The organism is Enterococcus sp. DIV0561 (assembly GCF_050539875.1).
GTDB classification, from domain to species: domain Bacteria; phylum Bacillota; class Bacilli; order Lactobacillales; family Enterococcaceae; genus Enterococcus; species Enterococcus faecalis.
In genome coordinates, this window is record NZ_CP172927.1 from 2,795,001 (window position 1) to 2,812,035 (window position 17,035).

Consider the following 17,035-nt stretch of genomic DNA (forward strand, 5'->3'; position numbering starts at 1 on the left):
CCGAAGGGAAAGCTCTATCTCTAGAGTGGTCAAAGGATGTCAAGACCTGGTAAGGTTCTTCGCGTTGCTTCGAATTAAACCACATGCTCCACCGCTTGTGCGGGCCCCCGTCAATTCCTTTGAGTTTCAACCTTGCGGTCGTACTCCCCAGGCGGAGTGCTTAATGCGTTTGCTGCAGCACTGAAGGGCGGAAACCCTCCAACACTTAGCACTCATCGTTTACGGCGTGGACTACCAGGGTATCTAATCCTGTTTGCTCCCCACGCTTTCGAGCCTCAGCGTCAGTTACAGACCAGAGAGCCGCCTTCGCCACTGGTGTTCCTCCATATATCTACGCATTTCACCGCTACACATGGAATTCCACTCTCCTCTTCTGCACTCAAGTCTCCCAGTTTCCAATGACCCTCCCCGGTTGAGCCGGGGGCTTTCACATCAGACTTAAGAAACCGCCTGCGCTCGCTTTACGCCCAATAAATCCGGACAACGCTTGCCACCTACGTATTACCGCGGCTGCTGGCACGTAGTTAGCCGTGGCTTTCTGGTTAGATACCGTCAGGGGACGTTCAGTTACTAACGTCCTTGTTCTTCTCTAACAACAGAGTTTTACGATCCGAAAACCTTCTTCACTCACGCGGCGTTGCTCGGTCAGACTTTCGTCCATTGCCGAAGATTCCCTACTGCTGCCTCCCGTAGGAGTCTGGGCCGTGTCTCAGTCCCAGTGTGGCCGATCACCCTCTCAGGTCGGCTATGCATCGTGGCCTTGGTGAGCCGTTACCTCACCAACTAGCTAATGCACCGCGGGTCCATCCATCAGCGACACCCGAAAGCGCCTTTCACTCTTATGCCATGCGGCATAAACTGTTATGCGGTATTAGCACCTGTTTCCAAGTGTTATCCCCCTCTGATGGGTAGGTTACCCACGTGTTACTCACCCGTCCGCCACTCCTCTTTCCAATTGAGTGCAAGCACTCGGGAGGAAAGAAGCGTTCGACTTGCATGTATTAGGCACGCCGCCAGCGTTCGTCCTGAGCCAGGATCAAACTCTCATAATAAAAGTTAGAACAATCTTGCGATTGTTAAGCTCAATTTGTTTGCTAGCATATTGCTTGCTTGTTAAAAATGTTTGTTGTCTTGAATTGAATCAAGACGCCCTACACATTTGGTTCGTCTATTCTTTGTTCAGTTTTCAAAGGTCTACGTTACCTCGCAGCAACTTTTATATCATAACAAACTTTCGTTTGAATGTCAAGAACTTTTTTAAAAAAGTTTTTTAAGTTGTTTTGCTCGGTCGTTGTTGTCTGTTGTGACAACTTCTATATCTTATCATCTCGTTTGTTATTTGTCAACAACTTTTTTGTTGTTTTTTCAAACTTTTTTCGAGAGATTTGAAATCAAGAATTGTTATTTAATTATTGATTTCTGAATCGCTCAGCTGTGTGACTCGCCTTGCGACATGTAATAATATACCAAGATTTCAAGCATTGGTCAATCATTATTTTCACTTTTTTTAAACTTTTTTTCAATACCGATTATTATGATTGGTCTAGGTATTTTCGTTCGTTTTTTACCCCCTTTCATCCTTTTTTGGCTATAGTTTATTAACTTTTAGCAAAATCTTCTAAATTTATCGTAATATATCAAGGATTTTGTCCTTTTTAGCAATTATTTGTTAAAATATGGAAAAGAGATTTTTTTATATATGGAGGAAATGAACGCTTATGAAAATTTTAGTTGCAGATGATGATAAAGAAATTGTAGAACTATTGAGTATTTATATTCATAATGAAGGATACGAAGTCGTGAAAGCTTATGATGGAAAAGAAGCATTATCCAAATTGCACACAACACCAGATATCGATTTATTAATCTTGGACATTATGATGCCAATCATGGATGGAATGGAAGTAGTGAAAGAACTTCGAAAAGAATCGCAAATTCCAATTATTATGTTAACAGCAAAAACAACCGATATGGATAAAATCAAAGGCTTAGTTGCTGGTGCAGACGATTATGTCACCAAGCCTTTTAATCCTTTAGAAGTAATGGCTCGGGTGAAGTCTATTTTACGTAGAAGCCAAATGCAATTAACCAAAGAGGAACCCGATGAATTAGAAGTCGGCCCATTAATGATTAATAAGGACTCTCACGAAGTCAAAACAATAGAAGGAAAAGAAATTCAATTAACCGCTCTTGAGTTTGGTATCCTCTATCTATTAGCTAGTCATCCAAATCGTGTGTTTAGTGCGGATGAAATTTTTGAGCGTGTGTGGCAACAAGAAAGTATTGTTTCTGCTAAAACCGTGATGGTTCACGTCAGTCATTTAAGAGATAAGATTGAAGAAGCAACTGGTGGAGAAAAAGTCATTCAAACAGTGTGGGGAGTTGGATATAAGATCGATGCTCGTTAAACCTAAAAAGATTGAAAAACAAAAACGAATTACCTTAACTTCTAAAGAAATCAGCGAGTTATTAGCAGAAGCAATTGTGACAATTGTTTTATTACTACTATTAAATGTCTCAATTATGTTCCTTTTAGGACAACTACTTAGTGAAAACTCGCCCTTAGCTGGTGTCATCTGGGCCACTAAGGATGCGGTCGCTAAAGAATTAAATACTGATTTGTTTTGGAGCTGGAATAAATTTGTCTTACCCATTTTCTTTTTAGTAGATGCAGCTGTTCTCTATTGGCGCTTAATTCGTCGCTACCATCAAATGCAATTGCGTCATATTATCAGTGAGTTACATTACATCGCTGATGGTAATTACAATCACCGCATTCCGTTTGAATTAAGTGGTGATTTAGCAAAAGTCGTGACGAGTATTAACGGTCTGGTGGATAGTACTGTCGCAGCCATTGAAGATGAACGGCGAATTGAAAAATCAAAAGATGAATTAATTACGAATGTCAGTCATGATATTCGGACACCGTTAACTTCTATTATTGGTTATCTGGGATTGATTGAAGATCGTCAATTTCATAGCCAAGAAGATTTACTGAAATATACGCATACCGCTTACGTCAAAGCGAAACAAATGAAATTATTAGTTGATGATCTTTTTGAATATACAAAAGTCCGTCAACCAAGTGTACCGATTCATACGACGACTTTTGATATGGCACAATTAATTGAACAGCTTGCTGCCGATTTTGAATTGGAAGCGAAAAAGATTAATATGCAAATCCAAGTAAAAGCCAATCCAGCTTCTTTAATGATGGAAGGCGATACGGAAAAACTAGTCCGAGTCTTTAACAACCTTCTTTCAAACGCTTTGAAATATGGCAAAGGTGGCCATCATATTGTGATGGAAGTAGACAAAGTCGGCACCGAAGCAATTATCGCTGTTCGCAATGATGGACCAGCTATTCCTAAACATTCTTTAGATCAGTTATTTGATCGCTTCTATCGTGTCGAAGAATCCCGATCACAAGAAACGGGTGGAACTGGTTTAGGTCTGGCTATTGCACAAAGTATTGTCGCTTTACATGGTGGATATATTTATGCGAAGTCTGATCAAAAGTGGACCTCCTTTATTATTCATCTACCCTTACAGCGTACCAACAAGAAATCAGAGAGTTAATTGACATCCCTGAACTTTTTCGGTATTCTATAGAAAAGAGAAAACTAAGAGAAAAAGTATTTATGGCACTGAATTCCAGAGAGTTTGCGGGGGTGCGAGCAAACATTCATCTATAAAGAAGTCCGTCTCTTCCAGGTGTCCAGCGAAATAAGTTGGAACGGTCTGCAGCCGTTATCTGCAAATCAAGGGCAGTAACATTACTGAACTTGGGTGGTACCGCGAGATTTCCAGTCATTTCGTCCCAAGAATATTTATTTTTGGGGTGAGATGGCTTTTTTGTTGTTTTCTACAACAGTTATTATTGATTATGTACTAATTTTAAGGAGGAAAAAATATGTTAGATGTAAAAATGATGCGTCAAAATTTTGACGAAGTAAAAGCAAAGCTACAAACCCGTGGCGTGAAAGAAGAAATCTTAGTGGAATTTCTGCGTTTAGATGAAAGTCGCCGTGATTTATTAGTCAAAGTCGAAGAAATGAAAAAATACCGGAATGATGTGTCTGCTGAAATTGCTCAATTAAAACGGAACAAAGAAGATGCAACGGCCAAAATCGCGGAAATGAAAGAAGTCGGCGGCAATATTAAAGCGTTAGATGCAGAAATTAACGCTATTGACGAAGAGCTACGTGGGATCACAACTACTTTACCGAACTTACCAGATGATTCTGTGCCTGTCGGTGCTGGTGAAGAAGAAAATGTAGAAGTACGTCGTTGGAGTGAACCAAGAACTTTTGCTTTTGAACCAAAACCACACTGGGAAGTCGCTGAAAACTTAGGCATTCTAGATTTTGAACGTGGTGCCAAAGTAGCTGGTAGCCGTTTTGTTTATTACAAAGGCTTAGGTGCTCGCTTAGAACGTGCGTTATACAACTTCATGTTAGATTTACATGTTTATGAACATGGCTATACAGAAATGATTACGCCTTATATCGTTAATGACACCGCCATGTTCGGAACTGGCCAATTTCCTAAGTTTAAAGAAGATGTCTTCCAATTACAAGATACGGATTTAACGTTAATCCCAACGGCAGAAGTCCCGTTAACTAATTACTACAACAATGAAATTTTAGATGGCAAGGATTTACCGATTTACTTTACGGCCTTGAGCCCTTCTTTCCGTTCTGAAGCTGGTAGCGCTGGTCGTGACACACGTGGGTTAATTCGTTTACACCAATTTAATAAAGTCGAAATGGTTAAATTTAGTGATGCAGAGCATTCTTATGAGGAATTAGAAAAAATGACGAATAATGCCGAAGAAATTCTGCAAAAACTGGGATTACCTTACCGTGTCATGGCTCTTTCAACAGGTGACATGGGCTTCTCAGCTGCGAAAACTTATGACTTGGAAGTTTGGATTCCTGCTCAAGAGACGTACCGTGAAATCAGTTCATGCTCAAACTGTGAAGATTTCCAAGCGCGCCGTGCGATGATTCGTTACCGTGATGAAAACAATAAAGTCCAATATGCGCATACCCTCAATGGTTCTGGTTTAGCCGTGGGACGGACAGTCGCTGCTATTTTAGAAAACTACCAAAACGAAGATGGCTCTGTGACTGTACCAGAAGTCCTAGTTCCTTACATGGGTAACCTAACAGTTATTAAATAAAGGGAGAATAAAAGTCGTTGTCTGATATCAGATAACGGCTTTTATTCTACAGAAAAAGGAGCCTGATAAACGGTGGAAACAGAAGCAACTCCTTCATTCTACAGAAAAAGAGGCAGACGTCGAAATGACGTCTGCCTCTTTTAAATTTTAAAAAAATCAGCTTTTATTTTATTGAACAGAATAGTTTGGTGCTTCTTTTGTGATTTGAACGTCATGTGGATGTGATTCTTTCAATCCGTTACCACTCATTTGAACAAATTGTGCTTCTTCACGCAACGCTTTCAGGTCTGCTGCACCGACGTAACCCATCCCTGATTTCAAGCCACCGATTAATTGGAAGACAATATCAGAAACACTTCCTTTGTAGGCAACACGTCCTTCAATTCCTTCTGGTACTAATTTGTTTGCTTCATTGACACTTCCTTGGAAGTAGCGATCACTTGATCCTTTTTCCATTGCGCCCAATGAGCCCATGCCACGGTAAGTTTTGAAACGACGGCCTTGATAAATTTCAAATTCGCCTGGAGATTCATCAGTACCAGCTAACATACTTCCTAGCATTACAGCGTGTCCACCAGCAGCTAAGGCTTTCACGATATCACCAGAATATTTAATACCGCCATCAGCGATAATTGCTTTACCATATTCTCTAGCCACAGAAGCAGCATCATAAATCGCTGTTAATTGAGGAACACCAACACCTGCAACGACACGTGTTGTACAAATTGAACCAGGTCCAATACCAACTTTAACAACATCAACGCCGACATCATACAATGCTTTGGTTGCTTCAGCAGTGGCAACATTACCAGCAATTAATGTTGCTTCAGGGAACGTTTCACGAATTTCTTTAATTTTGCGAATAACGCCGGCACTATGGCCATGTGCAGTATCGATAACAATCGCATCCGCACCTGCTTCTAATAATGCTTCCGCACGTTCGAACGTATCACTAGTGACACCGACTGCTGCCGCCACAAGTAAACGACCATGTTCGTCTTTGGCAGCATTTGGGAATTCAATCACTTTTTCAATGTCTTTAATTGTAATTAAGCCACTTAAGCGACCTGCTTCATCAACGATTGGTAATTTTTCGATTTTATGTTTTTGTAAGATTTTTTCTGCATCTTTTAAAGATGTGCCAACTGGCGCAGTGACTAAATGATCTTTTGTCATGACTTCTTCGATTTTGATTTGGTAGTCCGTTACAAAACGCATATCACGGTTTGTAATAATTCCGACTAATTTACGGTTTTCCATTGTTTCTACAATTGGCACACCGCTAATACGGTAACGACTCATTAATTCTTCTGCATCCGCTACTAAGTTTGTTGGTGTTAGAAAGAATGGATCAATGATAACGCCGCTTTCAGAACGTTTGACTTTACGTACTTCGTCTGCTTGTTGGGCGACAGTCATATTTTTATGTACGACACCTAGTCCACCTTGACGAGCCATCGCAATTGCCATATTACTATCTGTAACAGTATCCATACTGGCACTCATCAATGGAATATTTAACTTGATATTTTTAGCTAATTGTACACTCATGTCTACATCATTTGGTAAGACATGGCTTTCTGCAGGGATTAATAGCACATCATCAAATGTAAGACCTTTTTTCGCAAATTTTGTTTCCCAATTTGACATTTTTTTGTCCACTCCTCGACTTAATTTTATATATGAAAATAACAGATAATACTAAGGAAGTCAACTAGATTTGTTTAAATAATCAATGAGGAATAAAGGACAAAACGCCAAAATCGGTTTGTCCTTTATTCAACTCTTCCTAATTAAGGTCCTACTTTCATCGTTGTTCTTTTATCTTGTGTTTCTTTTTTTGTTGTAAAAATCGGCTAAATCCAAAACCGCCGACAGAAAGCAAGGTAATCATTGTCCCTATTTTTTGCACTTTTGTTCTTTGGTAACGGATGTCGACATGTCCTGTACCAGATAAAGAAAGAGCGGCTAAGCCTCCTTGATTGGTTAGGCTCATTTTTTTAGCGCCCGTTTGGTTTTTCATTTGAATCGTGGCTTGATAGCCTAAGTAATAAATAAAAGGAACGGTCACCTTCGCTGATTGCTTCACCACTTGGTAGTCAAATGAAATTTTCCCATAAGGCATTCTAACGTTTGTAATGGTTACTTGTTCTGCCGAATAATCAAGTGGTCGTTTTTTCTGTTTCAATAATTCCTGATAATTGATTTCATCTGGTAAATATTCATGGCCCGCACCGATATAAAAAGGGGCTGGCTGCTCATACTCAGCTTTTGTTAACAGGCGGCCTTGTTGTGACTGAATACTTTGATATTGATAAATGCCTAAATTGCTGATGGCAAGGAAAACCAACAAAGCCACGGTCCAAGATTTACGGAAAACGCCCCATTCGTCTTGTGCAATGAAAAAAGCGAGCATTACAGAAAGAATCCCTAAAAACCGCCAAGGAAACTGAATTGTATTTAAAGGCGTGTGGTTCAGCAAGTGCCAAGGAAAAAGCGTGGTAACCATCAATAAGAGTACCAGCGTCAAACCAATAAACCGTTTGTTCTGAATTTTTTTGCTGGCAAGCGAAACCACTGCTACAACAAGCCCCACAAACAAAAGGGTTCCTAGATTCGCTGTTTTCGCGTGAAAAACACTGCTCTTTAAACTATTAATGAAAAGAGAAACAATAGGATAACTTCTTTCGGAAATATAAGTGAGTGGATTGGACGTAACTTTAAACACTTGATTTTTCATTTGTTCAGCAACTGGTAAAAGATAAAAGGCCAGCCAAAGCAGTGTCAGACCTGCAGCCTTCGCTAATGCCCACAGGACCTCCTTTTTAAAAAACTGCTGCCAATAAAACAGAATGTATAACCCAATCCAAATAGAAACCATTTCAATAGAAATAAAGTGAGCCAACCCAATCCCAGTCATCGCCAGCGTTAACAACGGCCAACATTTCGTGGTTCCCTTTCGTAATAAAAACAGGCTCGCTAAGACCAACGGAAAAAAACTTAGCGCCAAAAATTCTCCTAACGCTTGGCGATTAAACAAGTCTTGCATGCGGTAAATAGATAAGCCATACAAAATGGCAAAGAGATAGCTTCTTTTTTTAGAGAGCGCCATTAATCGGCCTGCATAATAAGTAAGACTAAATGTTGCCAAGTTTACCGCAAACACAAAAATCGCCATACTAGCGACAAAGGAAAGCCCCAGAACACGCAAAAGCGCAGGCAAATAAAGATACGCATCTGGATAAAACAAACTAGAGGCATAGCCATAGCCTCCCAAGAAAAAATAATTGATTTTAGGAAACCAGTCGTTGTTTTTAATTGCTAATGCGAGACCTTCCACCCGATTTTGATGAAAGCGGAAATCACTTGCTCGTAAAAAATTCTCTTGAAAATAGACAAAATAAAGAGAAAGTCCACTTAATAAGAGAAAACTAATAAAAATGAGTAGCCGCTCGTGTTGACGGCACCAAGACTTCACTTGTTGTCCCATAAGAGGCTCCTTTCTTTAGCAAACTTCTGAAAACAGAAGCCTGGGACACTAGTTTTTTCGACTAATCCCCCAGGCTTTAACTGTTAAAACGCTCTATTGAGAGAGCGACTTTGCTTGTTGCAGTTTCTGCGTCAGCCGAGCGCCTTCACAATTGAGCGCGCGCCGTTTATTGACGTGTCATGAAACTACCTTGAATATTGTATTTTTTCTTGAAGAAATAGCGTGCTACAAAGGCTAACGCACCGATTACTAAAGCAATCATCGGATCTAAGATGGGATTGATCACTGGTGGCAGCATCGCTGAACCGGCGAAAACTGCAATCCACAAGAACATCCCACCAAATAGAATGGCGGTCGTTTTTAACCAACCAGGACGTTTGCTTTTGTCGCCACCTTGACGATCAAAACGGTAAACATATTTGTGCATTAGATAGAAAACATAACCCCCAGCCATCGCACCTAAGATATATGTGGTTAATCCGAGAGGCTGTGCGGTTCCTTTTGAAAATAGAGACATCGCCGCTAACATGATTGTTAATAAACCAAGCAATAGTAAGGTATTGTCGAGCCAAATCATCCAGCCCGCTGGTTCTTTGACTTCTGCTGGTTTATTTAAAATTGCTTCCGTCCGTTCTGAAACAGTGCCAAATAACTGACGGGCTGTTTTGCCTGTTTTTTGACCGGCTACTAATTCTGGCAAAATACCGTGTAGAGCCAATGCTAGCTCTTCTTCAGATAAATTAGCCGCTTTTAATGATTTTTTTAAGTCAAAAATGTATTGTTCATTTCTTTTAGTCAAATTCTGTTCTAATTGACGATTCTCAGCCACGATTGCTCGTAATGCTTCTGCTTCCATAGTTGTATCCTCCTCACCCTCATGTAGAGGGAACCTCTTTCTAAACGGCTGAATGGCCTTAAATATGTGGGCTTAGCCCAAAACAAATTGCTTGTTGGGCATGGGTCTTTTCTTAAACGTTAAAACGGAACAACATAACATCGCCATCTTGAACGACGTAGTCTTTTCCTTCTAAACGAACACGGCCCGCTTCTTTGGCAGCTTGCATATTGCCATATTTATCTAGGTCTTCATAAGAAACAGTTTCCGCACGAATGAAGCCTCGTTCAAAATCACTGTGGATAATCCCAGCTGCTTGAGGTGCCTTGATTCCCTTACGGAACGTCCACGCACGAACTTCTTGTTCACCAGCTGTAAAGTAGGTAGCTAAGCCTAACAAATCGTAAGCCGCACGAATCAATTGATCTAAGCCAGATTGTTCAATACCCATTGCTTCTAAAAATTCAGCCTTGTCTTCTTCAGAATCCAATTCAGCAATTTCTTCTTCTGCTCGCGCACTAACCACGATTACTTCCGCATTTTCACTGGTTGCAAAATTACGAACTTGTTGTACATACTCATTGTTGTCTGGATCCGCCACTTCATCTTCTGAAACATTTGCTACATAAAGGACCGGCTTTGTGGTTAATAAGAAAAGAGATTTAACAATTTTCTCTTCTTCTGGCGTAAATTCAATCGTACGAGCAGATAAACCTTCTTCTAAAACTGGTTTAATTTTGTCTAAAACAGCTAATTCTTCCACCGCTTCTTTATCTTTTGCTTTCGCCATTTTAGCCACGCGAGTATAGCGCTTATTGATTGAATCTAAATCTGCTAAAATTAGCTCTAAATTAATTGTATCAATGTCTGCTAAAGGATCAACGAAATCCGCATCCCGATTTTGTTCACGCATGATATTTTCGTCATCAAAACAACGAACCACGTGACAGATTGCATCTACTTGACGAATGTGACTTAAAAACTGATTTCCCAGCCCTTCTCCTTTGCTGGCACCTTTAACAATTCCGGCGATGTCTGTAAATTCAAACGTTGTGGGAACTGTTTTTTTCGGTTTTACTAGTTCTGTCAAGCGTTGTAAACGGGCATCTGGTACTTCAACCATGCCGACGTTCGGATCAATCGTTGCAAAGGGATAATTTGCAGCTTCTGCTCCTGCTTTTGTAATTGCGTTAAATAGGGTCGATTTACCAACGTTTGGTAAGCCGACAATTCCAGCTGTTAGTGCCATTTGTTTTCCACTCTTTCTCTCAGTCTATTCTCTTTTCTATTAGAGGCATCAAAGCATTAGTCTGCTTTTTTCTCGATTACTTTTTTTAATTTTTTAGTAAAATCACGACGCGGCATCATGACAATATGCCCGCAATTCGTGCACTTGATTTTGATATCAGCGCCCATGCGAATGATTTGCCAACGATTTGCTTGGCAAGCATGCGGCTTTTTCATTTCGACAATATCGCCTAAATCATACATGTTCCAAGCCTTCTTTCTTCTCTTACTTATATAAAAATACCATGATTACAATACCATTTTTTAACGAAACTAGCAAAAGGATTTGTGACTTTCTATCTTACTTTCTCACCTTGCTTCTTATTCCTCGTCAAAATGAATATCTAAAATATCTAAAATTCTAGCCAAATCCGAAGAGGACAAGTACTCAATTTCAATTTTTCCTTTGCCTTCTTTTTCTTGAATTGCTACGGTTGTCCCAAATTTATCCATTAAACGGTCTTCACTTTCACGAATATAAATGGGTTTTTCTTTGATGGCTTTTTTCGCTTTTTTGCCCTTTTTGCCTTGTGTTTCGTTTAATTCAGCGACAAGTTGTTCTAATTGTCGAACCGTTAAATTGTCTTTAATACAACGATTAGCTAATGGTAATAGCTGTTCTTTGTTCTTCAAGCCTAATAACGTCCGTGCTTGACCCATTGACATGCTTTGTTTTTGAACCATTGCTTTGACCGCATCAGGTAAGGTTAGCAACCGTAAATAATTGGCAATATACGGACGACTTTTGCCCAAACGTTCTGCGACTTCCGCTTGTGTTAATTTCAAATTTTTCATTAGCATTTCATAGGCTTCTGCTTCTTCTAGCGGATTTAAATCTTCCCTTTGTAAGTTTTCCAAAACAGCAACTTGCATCATGGATTCTTCATCAAATTCGCGAATAATTGCAGGAATTTTTTCTTTGCCGGCTAATTTAGAAGCCCTGAACCGACGCTCACCTGCAATAATTTCATAGCCTTTAACTGCCGATTTACGGACAATAATCGGTTGAAACACACCGGAATGTAGAATCGAGTTTGCAAGTTCTTGTAAAGAGGTTTCATCAAATGTTTTCCGCGGTTGGTAAGGATTGGGACGAAGTTCGTTTAATAGAATTTCTGTCACTTGTTCGTTCTTAACGTCGACATCTTCTAGCTTTGCGATATCTTGAAACAAGGCATCGATGCCTCTGCCTAAACCTTTGCCTTTATTCATTCTCCAACACTTCCTTTGCTAGTGCTTGATACACTTCGGCACCTTTTGAGCGAATATCATAGTCAATGATTGGTAAACCATGACTTGGTGCTTCGGATAAACGGACATTTCTTGGAATAATCGTGTCATAGACTTTTTCACGGAAATATTTACGGACTTCTTCCACGACTTCGGCACCTAAATTGGTCCGAGCATCGTACATGGTTAACAAGACCCCTTCAATTTTCAATTCAGGGTTAAAATGTTTTTGAACCAAGCGAATCGTATTTAGCAATTGACTCAAGCCTTCTAATGCGTAATATTCACATTGAACAGGAATTAGAATCGAATCACTTGCTGTAAAAGCATTGATTGTTAAATGCCCTAGAGAAGGCGGGCAATCAATTAAAACGAAATCATACATGTCTCTTACTTCATCAATTGCTAATTTCAAGCGCGATTCTCGAGCCATCATTGAAGTTAACTCAATTTCGGCGCCTGCTAATTGAATAGTAGCAGGGACAATATCTAAATTTTCACGGCTGGTATGTTGAACCACGCTAGTGATTGGTTCTTCATTTACAAGGACATCATACACATCGTGTGCGACATCTGGTTTAGGGACACCCATGCCACTGGTAGCATTTCCTTGTGCATCAATGTCGATCAGTAAGACTTTTTTGCCTAAGTTTGCTAAACATGCGCCTAAATTTACAGTGGTCGTTGTTTTACCAACGCCGCCTTTTTGGTTCGCTACAGAAATAATTCGTGTCATGTGTGTGCCTCCATCTTATTTAATCGGTTGTTTATTTGGTAATCCAGGTTTTCTGGGATATTTTTTAGGGGTTTCTTTTTTCTTTTGAATCACGACAATGTGGCGTTCGTCTGCCGTAATCGGCAAAGTAAAATCAACTTCTTTTTGAAATTGACCGCCTAATGTAGCGATTGCAGGTTTTGCTTCATTAATTTCTTCTTCACTTTTCGATGCTTTTAAGGCTAAAAAATAGCCTTCTTTTTTAACTAAGGGTAAACACAGTTCACTTAAAACATTCAACCGTGCAACTGCTCGCGCTGTAACGTAATCAAACGCGCCACGAAATTCTGCTTTTTGACCAAATGTTTCTGCACGATCATGATACAAAGAAACATTAGCCAAACCTAGTTGATTCACCAACTCTGTTAGGAAAGTAATTCGTTTATTTAAAGAGTCAACAATTGTGACATTTAATGAAGGAAAAACAATTTTCAAAGGAATACTTGGAAATCCTGCGCCTGCGCCAACATCACAAATGGCTTTGTCACTGGCAAAATCTTCAAAGAATGCCAACGAAACAGAATCATAGAAATGTTTCAAATAAACTTCTTTTTCTTCTGTAATGGCTGTTAAATTCATTTTTTCATTCCATTCTACTAATAAATGGAAATATTGGTCAAATTGTGTCATCTGTTGGTCTGTCAATTCAATGCCTTTTGCGGCTAATAGTTGTCTAAATTCTTCGGGTAGCATAAAGACTCCTTCCTTTTTTGTGAAACAGAAAAATGTTTCACAATCATCTTTTCCTACTTTAACGCAAATAGCAATTTCTTGCAATGCTTTTCGGAAGATTTTTGCCTGAATGATAAAAGAAAAAACCGCCTTTTTATGTGGTAAAAAGTCTCTAGCCATGGGCCAAAATGTTCAATTGGCGGCAACGAAAACCGCCTTTCTCTAAGATTAAAACAAGCCAATGTTTCATGTGAAACATTGGCTTGTTTTACTTACTATAATCATCGCACTTTATTTGTCGTTCTCTGCGGTAGTCGTATTCTTGGATACGGGGACTTAACCAACCTTTTTTGGCTATTTTTCGTAATTGATGATCAAATCTCCCTGGTGGTGAACTATCTAGTAATTCATGGGTACGATTATTCCGATTTGCATAATTAAACGATTCACCATTCAAGACTTTTTCCTGGTATTCACTGTTTTTGGCCGCTTGATAATAGGCTGGATTACTAATTAATCTGCCTCGCCAGTCCTCAACTAACACATCCCACTGGGTTACAAAGGTCCCTTCTTCATTCAAAATAAACTCACTGTGAAAATTAGGCGTCAATCGTTTCTTATTAATTAAAGAACAAGATGCCCCCTCAGGGTATTTGTTATGCAAACGAGCAGAGCTTTTTTTCAGTTTCCGCCCGCCCATTCCTTGCGGCTTGGCCGCAAAAACATAACGTTTTAATGCCTGTTCATCGGTGTCCCCTTCTTGTTTAAAAAAATCGCGGATATACGTGATATTTTGACGATCAATATACATTCTCAATTGATGTATCTTTTTCGCTTTCTCTTGATTAAAGCTCCCAAGAAGACCTAACGGATAGGCTTTTTGAACTGTTTTTGCCAGTAAGTGCCAAAACGTCGCATGCGGTGCAATCGTCTTCGAGAAACGATAAGGTCCTACTAATTGCAACATGCCATGTTGATCCAACACTGCACCTAATTGCCATAAAAGTAACGAGAGCTTTTCTTGCGGACGATAAGCCGAAAAGCGAAATAATCGCTCATACGCTGAAGAGCCCACTTCTTCCACTTCAGAAAACAGTTCCGCGACTGCTGTTTTCGCTTGCTTAAGTGGCAAGAAACGCGTGTCTTTTATGGCGCTTTCCACTAATCCATAAACAGCTTGGCGGTCCCAGCCAGCGTCCCATCTTCTCGCCGCCTTTTTCTATATACTTCTTCTATAATGATAATCCTTTCCCCGCAAAATGCCAACTGCTTTAACGCAAAAAAAACAACCCGCCCTTTGGGGAAGGGCGGGCGGAGGAGTTAAAAAATGAAAAAGTGTTTTGTTAGGGTTTTGTTTATCGGGTATGTTTAAATAATAGCCGTTAAATGTGAAGAAACTATGGTAAAAATGCGCCTTCTTTTCAACAAAATTTTGAAAAAGTCTCTTCAGAAATTAAGATTTTTTTGCGAAGTTGTATACTTTCTACCTCCATTCGATATATTATATATTTAATATCCATAAAATCATAAAATAAATATACATAATAATGAATATTTATTCAACAATTGATAATCTAACAAAAAAAGCGAGTGATTTACACTCGCTTTTTCAACTAAATTAAATGATTTTCTCTTAAAATATCACCGATATACGTATCCTCAAATTTCTTCACAAAGTGTTCAACCATTTTGCGTTCCACGAACGGCATATCCATTTCTGTTAATTTTTTCTTGTCAGATAAATAATAAACAGAGTTTGCTAAGACGCGCAAGTCGTATGCAGAAGCAAACACTTCTGGTACTCCGCGTTCAACCTCTAGCAATTGATAAACAGCTTCCATCGCTGTCCGTACAGAATACTCTGTTGTAAACACCGTATCTCGTTCAGTATCTGCGAAGTTCCCAATGAAAGCAAGATTTTTAGAGCCGTTTGGTACAACTAATGGTCGATCGCCTGGTTCTCTTAACATAAAGTAAGAAGTGATAAACGGCATATACACCGGAATAGTGGTAGCCGATTCTTCTGAAATACGTTCAATTTCCCCTTCTGGGACCCCTAAATGATAAAGTAACTCTTGCGTAATTTCTTGGCCTGTACATTGTTCGATTGGTTTTTTGATATAATTTCCTGGTTTATTAGAAAGCAATCCATATACCCAAGTTATAGATTGTTGATCATTTTGTTCTTTGAAATGCGGTTGTCTATGCATAGCAAAACTCATCATCCAATTAGAGTCTTTGATAGTAATAATACCACCTGTGACAATTTTTCCTGTGCGTAATTTACGATGTGTTAACCGAGAAAGATACGGTTCAATATCGAAATTTTCCCACGTAATCGTTGCTGAGACAAACCAACTTTCATCTGGTAAATTTTCACAGAAAACTTCTGGGTGCCCAAATTCTGGGGATTGTTTTGCTAAGTTTTTCCAGAGATTCCAACTTCCCCCTAGTTCATGAGTAATTGGTGCTGGTGTATGATGATCTCCTTGCGTCGAACTTTCAGTAATTGAGCCATTCGTTACGAAGACTAAATCATTTTCAGTTAAAGGAATTTCTTTGGTTTTGCCCGCTTGTGTCAGCAATAATCGCCGAGCAACTTTAGTAGCTCCTTTGATGTCGACTTGGATATCATTGATCGTTGTTTCATATTGAAAGTCTACCCCTTGATTGGTTAAAAAGCTTAATAATGGTTTCACTAACGATTCGTATTGATTGTATTTGGTAAACTTCAAGGCTGTAAAGTCAGGCAAACCTTTGATGTGGTGGATAAAGCGCATGATGTAGCGGCGCATTTCAATGGCAGAGTGCCATTTTTCAAAAGCAAACATTGAACACCAATAGATCCAAAAGTTGGATTCAAAAAATTCTTCGCCGAAAACATCTTCAATTTTTTTGCCAATTAATTGATCTTCAGAAGTCATAAATAAATCAACGATTTCTTTTTGTGCTTTTTTGGATAAAGTAAATTGTCCATCATCTGGGACACGTTCGCCACGGTTATGAATAATGCGGCAATTTGAAGAATTCGGATCATCTAAATCTAACCGGTAAAACTCATCTAGGACAGAGGCATCTTCTACTTCTAATGATGGTACCGAACGAAATAGATCCCACAAACACTCGAAATGGTTTTCCATTTCGCGTCCGCCGCGAGTGACAAAGCCATCATGGGGAATAAATTTACCATCTAAAGAACCGCCAGACAGCGTGAGTTCTTCAAAAATGTGAATATTTTCGCCCTTCATTTGACCGTCACGAATTAAGAAAACAGCCGTTGCTAAACCTGCTAGGCCACCACCAACGATGTAGGCACTCTTGTCATCTACACCTTTTGGTTTTCTTGGTCGAGCAAATGCTTCATAATTTCCATTTGTGTATCTCATTCTCGTTTCCTCCTATCATTTGATACCCTCATCATACTGCTACCAAAAAAAATACCCAAAAGATAACCCTTTTTTTTAAGAAATTCTTTGACAAATAAAGGAAATTGTCTAATTTTTAAGCAAGTGAATAATCGTAGATGTTTCATGTGAAACAAAAAAAGAACGAGAAGAAAAA

12 protein-coding genes, 1 rRNA gene, 1 pseudogene and 1 other annotated feature (1 of these 15 running past the window's edge) are annotated in these 17,035 nt (G+C 39.4%); of the genes and pseudogenes, 3 read left to right on the forward strand and 11 right to left on the reverse strand.

Going from position 1 to position 17,035, the window contains the following annotated elements; all coding sequences use genetic code 11:
• Positions 1-1,052 (reverse strand): 16S ribosomal RNA (locus tag IGM13_RS13320); it reaches 509 nt to the left of the window's first position.
• Positions 1,053-1,718: 666 nt separating this feature from the next.
• Between IGM13_RS13320 and IGM13_RS13325 the strand changes: the two genes are divergently transcribed.
• From IGM13_RS13325 to serS, 3 genes are all read left to right on the forward strand, one after another.
• A complete protein-coding gene (locus IGM13_RS13325; RefSeq protein ID WP_002355963.1) occupies positions 1,719-2,408 on the forward strand; it encodes a response regulator transcription factor in 690 nt (229 codons plus the stop codon).
• Positions 2,398-3,579, forward strand: coding sequence for a sensor histidine kinase (locus tag IGM13_RS13330; RefSeq protein WP_002363566.1), 1,182 nt, complete (start codon positions 2,398-2,400; stop codon positions 3,577-3,579). Before IGM13_RS13325 ends, IGM13_RS13330 begins: the two co-directional genes overlap by 11 nt.
• A 40-nt stretch (positions 3,580-3,619) precedes the next feature.
• Positions 3,620-3,826, forward strand: a binding site (T-box leader).
• Positions 3,827-3,913: 87 nt separating this feature from the next.
• Entirely contained in the window at positions 3,914-5,185 is a 1,272-nt protein-coding gene (gene serS, locus IGM13_RS13335; protein ID WP_002419192.1) for a serine--tRNA ligase, read from the forward strand.
• 168 nt (positions 5,186-5,353) lie between these two features.
• Here serS and guaB read toward each other — a convergent pair whose 3' ends face one another.
• The 10 genes and pseudogenes from guaB to IGM13_RS13385 form a co-directional block, all read right to left on the reverse strand.
• On the reverse strand, positions 5,354-6,835 hold the full coding sequence (gene guaB, locus IGM13_RS13340; RefSeq protein WP_002355966.1) for an IMP dehydrogenase: 1,482 nt from the start codon (positions 6,833-6,835) through the stop codon (positions 5,354-5,356).
• 157 nt (positions 6,836-6,992) lie between these two features.
• Positions 6,993-8,675, reverse strand: a complete 1,683-nt coding sequence (locus tag IGM13_RS13345; RefSeq protein WP_002419194.1) for a 6-pyruvoyl-tetrahydropterin synthase-related protein — start codon at positions 8,673-8,675, stop codon at positions 6,993-6,995.
• A gap of 166 nt (positions 8,676-8,841) precedes the next feature.
• Positions 8,842-9,531, reverse strand: a complete 690-nt coding sequence (locus IGM13_RS13350) for a DUF1129 domain-containing protein (RefSeq protein ID WP_002363563.1) — start codon at positions 9,529-9,531, stop codon at positions 8,842-8,844.
• A 112-nt stretch (positions 9,532-9,643) separates the two neighbouring features.
• The gene (gene ychF, locus IGM13_RS13355; RefSeq protein WP_002355971.1) at positions 9,644-10,759 is read right to left on the reverse strand and encodes a redox-regulated ATPase YchF; all 1,116 of its coding nucleotides are present in this window, start codon (positions 10,757-10,759) and stop codon (positions 9,644-9,646) included.
• Between the two features lie 56 nt (positions 10,760-10,815).
• Positions 10,816-11,001 (reverse strand): DUF951 domain-containing protein, encoded by a 186-nt coding sequence (locus IGM13_RS13360; protein ID WP_002355974.1) that lies wholly within the window; start codon positions 10,999-11,001, stop codon positions 10,816-10,818.
• A gap of 117 nt (positions 11,002-11,118) precedes the next feature.
• Positions 11,119-12,009 (reverse strand): ParB/RepB/Spo0J family partition protein, encoded by an 891-nt coding sequence (locus IGM13_RS13365; protein WP_002355975.1) that lies wholly within the window; start codon positions 12,007-12,009, stop codon positions 11,119-11,121.
• Positions 12,002-12,763, reverse strand: coding sequence for a ParA family protein (locus IGM13_RS13370; protein ID WP_002355976.1), 762 nt, complete (start codon positions 12,761-12,763; stop codon positions 12,002-12,004). The genes IGM13_RS13365 and IGM13_RS13370 overlap by 8 nt, the downstream gene beginning before the upstream one ends.
• Positions 12,764-12,778: 15 nt before the next feature.
• Positions 12,779-13,495 (reverse strand): 16S rRNA (guanine(527)-N(7))-methyltransferase RsmG, encoded by a 717-nt coding sequence (gene rsmG / locus IGM13_RS13375; protein WP_010777313.1) that lies wholly within the window; start codon positions 13,493-13,495, stop codon positions 12,779-12,781.
• A gap of 247 nt (positions 13,496-13,742) precedes the next feature.
• Positions 13,743-14,672, reverse strand: a pseudogene (locus IGM13_RS13380) (DUF3114 domain-containing protein); the annotation flags it as partial.
• 415 nt (positions 14,673-15,087) lie between these two features.
• Positions 15,088-16,860: an oleate hydratase gene (locus IGM13_RS13385; protein WP_002361446.1), complete on the reverse strand. Its 1,773-nt coding sequence runs from the start codon at positions 16,858-16,860 to the stop codon at positions 15,088-15,090.
• Positions 16,861-17,035 lie beyond the last annotated feature (175 nt).